This is a genomic window from Nonomuraea sp. NPDC001684 (genome assembly GCF_053596515.1).
Map to the genome: position 1 here is coordinate 1 of NZ_JBSFGJ010000554.1, position 5,449 is coordinate 5,449.

At 72.8% G+C, this 5,449-nt stretch carries 6 protein-coding genes; 5 read left to right on the forward strand and 1 reads right to left on the reverse strand.

All coding sequences use genetic code 11. The features are described from left to right. The 4 genes from ACWCSD_RS46875 to ACWCSD_RS46890 form a co-directional block, all read left to right on the forward strand. The coding region (locus ACWCSD_RS46875) for a GTP-binding protein (RefSeq protein ID WP_449925333.1) at positions 1-348 on the forward strand (348 nt) is incomplete at its 5' end. Next, positions 330-1,271: an urease accessory protein UreD gene (locus ACWCSD_RS46880; protein WP_449925336.1), complete on the forward strand. Its 942-nt coding sequence runs from the start codon at positions 330-332 to the stop codon at positions 1,269-1,271. The genes ACWCSD_RS46875 and ACWCSD_RS46880, both read left to right, overlap by 19 nt. Positions 1,272-1,382: 111 nt before the next feature. Then, positions 1,383-1,982, forward strand: a complete 600-nt coding sequence (locus ACWCSD_RS46885) for a TetR/AcrR family transcriptional regulator (RefSeq protein WP_449925339.1) — start codon at positions 1,383-1,385, stop codon at positions 1,980-1,982. A gap of 57 nt (positions 1,983-2,039) precedes the next feature. After that, positions 2,040-3,446, forward strand: a complete 1,407-nt coding sequence (locus ACWCSD_RS46890) for an MFS transporter (RefSeq protein WP_397164233.1) — start codon at positions 2,040-2,042, stop codon at positions 3,444-3,446. Here the strand turns inward: ACWCSD_RS46890 and ACWCSD_RS46895 are convergent. Then, entirely contained in the window at positions 3,436-4,665 is a 1,230-nt protein-coding gene (locus ACWCSD_RS46895) for a cytochrome P450 (protein ID WP_358293170.1), read from the reverse strand. The genes ACWCSD_RS46890 and ACWCSD_RS46895 overlap by 11 nt on opposite strands. Before the next feature lie 136 nt (positions 4,666-4,801). Between ACWCSD_RS46895 and ACWCSD_RS46900 the strand changes: the two genes are divergently transcribed. Further along, positions 4,802-5,449 (forward strand): FG-GAP and VCBS repeat-containing protein (locus ACWCSD_RS46900; RefSeq protein WP_449925344.1); only part of this gene is annotated, 648 nt, incomplete at its 3' end.

The window sequence follows — 5,449 nt, forward strand, 5'->3', positions numbered from 1 at the left end:
CGCTTCCCCGACATCGACACGCTGCTGTTCGAGAGCGGCGGCGACAACCTGACCCTCACCTTCAGCCCCGTCCTGGCCGACGTCTACGTCTTCGTCCTGGACACCGGCGAGGGGGACAAGATGCCGCGCAAGCGCGGCCCCGGCATCACCGACTCGGACCTGCTGGTCATCAACAAGATCGACATCGCGCCGTACGTGCGGGCCGACCTGGAGGTCATGGCGCGCGACGCCGACCGGGTCCGCGACGGGCGGCCGGTCGTGCTCACCGACGCCCTGCGCGGCACCGGTGTGACCGAGGTGGCCGACTTCGTCCTCAGCGGGGCGCCGGCGTGCTCGCCGGCCCGGTAGACCGGCTGGCCGCCGGCCACTACACGATCGACTCGGTCCCGGCGGACGTGGCCCGGCACGCCGGCGTGCCCGACACCCTGCCGGTCGGCAGCCCCGGCAAGGTCGGCGTGCTGGAGCTGGCCTTCGAGCGGCGGGGCGGGCGCACCGAGCTGACCGGCCACTTCCAGAAGGCGCCGCTGCAGATCATGCGGCCGCACTACTACGACCCGGCCCGGCCCGACCTGCCGTACGTGATGGTGATGTCCACCGGCGGCGGCGTGCTCCAGGGCGACCGCCACCGGCTCGACGTCACCTGCGGCGCGGGCGCGTCCGTGCACGTCACCACGCAGGCCGCCACCAAGCTCTACCGGATGGAGCAGGACTACGCCACCCAGCTCGTCACGCTCACCGCCGGGCCGGACGGCTACCTGGAGTACCTGCCGGACCCGGCGATCCCCTTCGCCGGGTCCCGGTTCTACCAGCGCACCCTGGTGAGCGCCGGGCCCGGGGCCACGGTGATCCTCGGGGAGACCGTGCTGGCCGGGCGGCTGGCCCGCGGCGAGCGGCACGCCTACACCGCGTACTGCAACGACCTGGACGTCCGCGACGCCGGCGGCGGGCTGCTGTTCGCCGACCCGCTCAGGCTCGTGCCCGAGCGCGCCCCGGTCACCGGGCCGGCGATGTTCGGCGAGCACGGCGTGCTGTCCACCCTGTACGTGATCACCTCCGCCGTGCCCGCGGCCGAGCTGGCCGGCGCGCTGCACGAGGTGGCGGCGGGCAGCGGGCTGCCCGGCGGGGCCAGCACGCTGCCGAACGGGGCGGGCGCCTGGGCCAGGCTGCTCGGGCCGGAGTCGCCGCCCGTCCTCGCCGCCCTGGAACGCCTGTGGGACCTCGCCCGGCGCGCCGTCACCGGCCACCCGGCCCCGGACCGGCGCAAACCCTGACCCCGGCGCGCGCCGGCGCGGGGCTCCCGGGAGCAGCCACGGATGCGCCGGCGCGAGGCTCCCGGAAGCGGTCAGGGGTGCGCCGGCGGCGAACCGGCCTACCATGGGCCTATGCCCCGCATCTCGGCCGCCACGATCGGCGAGCATCGCGCCCAGACGCGCGACCGCATCCTGCAGGCCGTCTCGCGGCTGTCCAGGGCCCAGGGCATCGACGCCATCTCCCTGACGGACGTGGCCCACGAGGCCGGCATCACCCGCACGGTCCTGTACAACTACTTCCCGGACAAGGCCGCGCTGCTGCTGGCCTTCACCGAGCGCGTCACCAGCTACTTCATCGAGAGCTACGAGCGGGAGCTGCCCGAGCACGCCTCGCCCGCCGACCGGTTGCGGGCCTTCGTCCGGCTGCAGCTCGCGGGGCTGCTCGCCCACCCCCACCCGGGCGCGGCCGACCTCGGCGCGGCGCTCGGGCCCGACGCCTACCAGCAGCTCGCCGAGCACGTCGCGCCCATGCAGCGGGTGCTGGTGCAGATCCTCGACGACGGCGTGCGGGCGGGCGACTTCCAGGTGCCCGAGGTGGGCGCGACGGCGCGGATGGTGCTGGCCGTCATCGGGGCCGAGCGGGTGCCGCTGATCAGCGGCGAGGTCACGGTCGAGACGGCCGAGCAGGCCGTGTCCGGTTTCGTGCTCCGGGCCCTCGGCGCCCGCACGTAGGGGCCGAACGCCGGGGTGGCCGCCGGAGGCCGCCGGGCACGGTGACAAGATTGTCGGATGGGACAGAACGGTCACATCCAGGTGAAGTCGGCGCGCGGGCGGTGGATTCTCGGCGCGACCGTGCTCGGCTCCGGGCTGGCCCTGCTCGACAGCACCGTGGTCAACGTCGCGCTGCCGTTCCTCGGCAAGGAGCTGCACGCGGCCATGGACGGCCTACAGTGGACCGTCAACGCCTACACCCTCACCCTGGCGGGCCTGATCCTGCTGGGCGGCTCGCTGGGCGACCGCTACGGGCGGCGCAAGATCTTCCTGATCGGCACGGTGTGGTTCGCCGTGGCCTCGGCGCTGTGCGGCCTGTCGCCGAACATCGAGTTCCTGATCGGGGCGCGCGCGTTGCAGGGCGTCGGCGGCGCGCTGCTCACGCCGGGGTCGCTGGCCATCATCCAGGCGTCGTTCGTCAAGCAGGACCGGCCGCGGGCGGTCGGCGTCTGGTCCGGGCTGGGCGGCGTGGCCAGCGCGATCGGGCCGCTGCTGGGCGGCTGGCTGGTGCAGACGGCGGGCTGGCGGTGGGCGTTCCTGATCAACCTGCCGTTCGCGCTGGTCGTGGTGCTGGTGACGCTGCGGCACGTGCCGGAGAGCCGCGACGAGCAGGCGGCCGGGCGGTTCGACGTCCTGGGCTCGCTGCTGGCCGCGCTGGCGCTGGCCGGGATCACGTACGGGCTGATCGAGAAGGGCGCGCCGGTGCCGCTGATCGTGGGGGCGCTGCTCGGGGCGGCGTTCGTGGTGACCGAGCGGCGCAGGTCGCCGCAGGCGCTGGTGCCGGTCGCCATCTTCAGGAACCACGTCTTCACGGCGGTCAACGTCGTCACGCTCATCATGTACGCCGCCATGGGCGTGGTGTTCTTCCTGCTGGTGATCCAGCTCCAGGTGGTCTCCGGGTTCTCGCCGATCGCGGCCGGGCTGTCGATGTTGCCGACCACGATCCTGATGATGCTGCTGTCGTCGCGGGCCGGGGAGACGGCCCGGCGGCTCGGGCCGCGCTGGCCGATGACGATCGGGATCCTGCTGGCGGGGGCCGGGTTCGTGCTGATGAGCATGATCGGCCCGCACGCCTCCTACCCGCTGCTGGTGCTGCCCGCGGTGACCGTCTTCGGGCTCGGCCTGTCGGCGGCCGTCGCGCCGCTGACCGCGACGGTGCTGGCCACGGCCGACGAGCGTTACGCCGGCACGGCCAGCGGCGTCAACAACGCCGTGGCCCGCACCGGGAGCCTGCTGGCGGTGGCCGCCGTGCCGCCGCTGGTCGGCCTGGTGGGCGACGCGTTCGAGAACCCGCCGGTGTTCGACGCCGGGTTCCGGGCGGCCATGCTGATCAGCGCCGCCATGATGGCGGTCGCCGCGGCCGTCACGTTCTTCACCATCAGGACGAACGTGCTGGCCGGGGAGCCGGAGCCGGCTAGTACGTGAACGCCTGACTGCGCACGCTGTTGTCGAAGTTGGACAGCAGCAGCTCGGGCTCGCCGACCGAGCGCACGCCGGGCAGCCGGGTCAGCAGCTCCCGGAACATCGTGCGCATCTCCTGCCTGGCCAGGTTGGCGCCGAGGCAGAAGTGCGGGCCGGGCCCGCCGAACCCGACGTGGGGCTTGGTGTCGCGGGTGATGTCGAAGGTGTCGGGGTCGGGGAAGACCGACTCGTCGCGGTTGGCCGAGCCGTAGAACAGCACGACCTTGTCGCCCTGCTTCAGCTCCAGCCCGCGCAGCGTGTAATCCTCGGTGACCGTGCGGCGGAACTGCATGATGGGCGAGACGTAGCGGACCATCTCCTCGATCGCGCCGTTGATGTGGGCGTCGAAGTCGGAGGTCAGCAACTCGCGCTGGGCCGGGTTCTCGGTGAGCAGCCGGATGCCGTGGGCCATGGTGTTGCGGGCGGTCTCGTTGCCCGCCACCAGCAGCAGCGAGAAGAACGAGCCCAGCTCCTTGTCGGTCAGCTTCTCGCCGTCGGGGTTGGCGTTGACCAGGAGCGAGACCAGGTCGCCCTTCGGCTCGGCGACGCGTTCGTGGCCGAGCTTGATGACCATGCGCTGCAGGGCCAGCAGGGCCAGCATGTTCTGGCCGGCCATCTGGACGCTGCGGGCCAGGCTGGGACGCACGCCGGTGTAGGCGGTGGAGATGTCGACGTGCTGATGGACCTTGGCGCGCAGCTCCTGCGGGATGTCGAGCATGTCGCAGATGACGTGGATGGGAAGCTTGGCGGCCACCTGCGTGACGAAGTCGCGCGGGCCCTCCTTGACGACGTCGTCGACGATGCGGGCGCAGGCGGCCTCGATGTCGCCCTGGAGCCCCGCCAGCATCCTGGGGCTGAACGAGCGCGTCACGATGCGGCGCAGGCGGGCGTGGCGGGGGTCGTCCATGTTGACCATGGACTCGCCGAACACCTGCTTGACCCAGCCCGGCGGCTCGGGGTTGGTCACGGCGGGCTCGCTGGAGAAGATCTTGGCGTTGCGGCTGGCCTCGACCACGTCCGCGTGCCGGACGAGGGCGTAGAAGCCCTTGCCGGAGCGGAGGAAGGGCACCTTCTTCTCCGGGAAGAACACCGGGTGCTCCAGTTGCCGGAGCCGGGCGAAGGCCTCATTCCGCTCTTTGAGCGGTTTGCGCCAGAAGTCCAGATCAGCGAGGTCGATGTCCACCCGTCTATCCTGGCACGCTCCCACGCCCCGGCGGACGGGCCGAAAGTCCCTTCCGAAGCGGATGTGCATCATGCCCTCCTGGCCCGTTCTCGTGGCGTTAAGTCCGGGTTCGGCCTGGACGGAGATGACTGTCGGTATGAACGCGTTGCTCGCCGTCTGCCTGGTCGCTCCCCTCGTGTCCGGTGCCGCACCCGCCGCCGCGCCCGGATGCGGCGGGCACCCTCTCGACTTCGACGGCGACGGCCGCGCCGACATCGCCGTCGCCGCTCCCTACGACGACTCCAGGGCCGGTTCGGTGACCGTCATGTACGGCTCGGGCCGGACCGTCAAGCTCACCCAGCCCGGCGCGGAACCTGGGGACGCCTTCGGCTCGGCGCTGGCCGTCGGCGACTTCGACGGCGACCGCTGCGCCGACCTGGCGGTCGGGGTGTCGGAGGAGTTCGCCGGGAAGCGGGTGCCCGGCGCGGACGGCAACGGCGTCGTGCAGATCTTCGACGGCTCCCCCGCCGGGCTGGTCGCCGGCGAGGAGCTGGCCCCGGCCCGGCGGGGCAGCGACCGGTTCGGCGCGGCGCTGGCGGCCGGCGACTTCGACGGCGACGGCCGCGACGAGCTGGCCGTCGGCGCGCCCGCCGACAGCGTGCGCCTGGACGGCCAGGGATCGGTGACCGTGCTCGACCCACGCGCCCGAGGGGCCCGGCTGCTCACGCAGAGCTCGCCGGGGATCGCCGGCGCGTCGGAGAAGTGGGACGCCTTCGGCGCGGCCCTGGCCACCGGCGACTTCAAC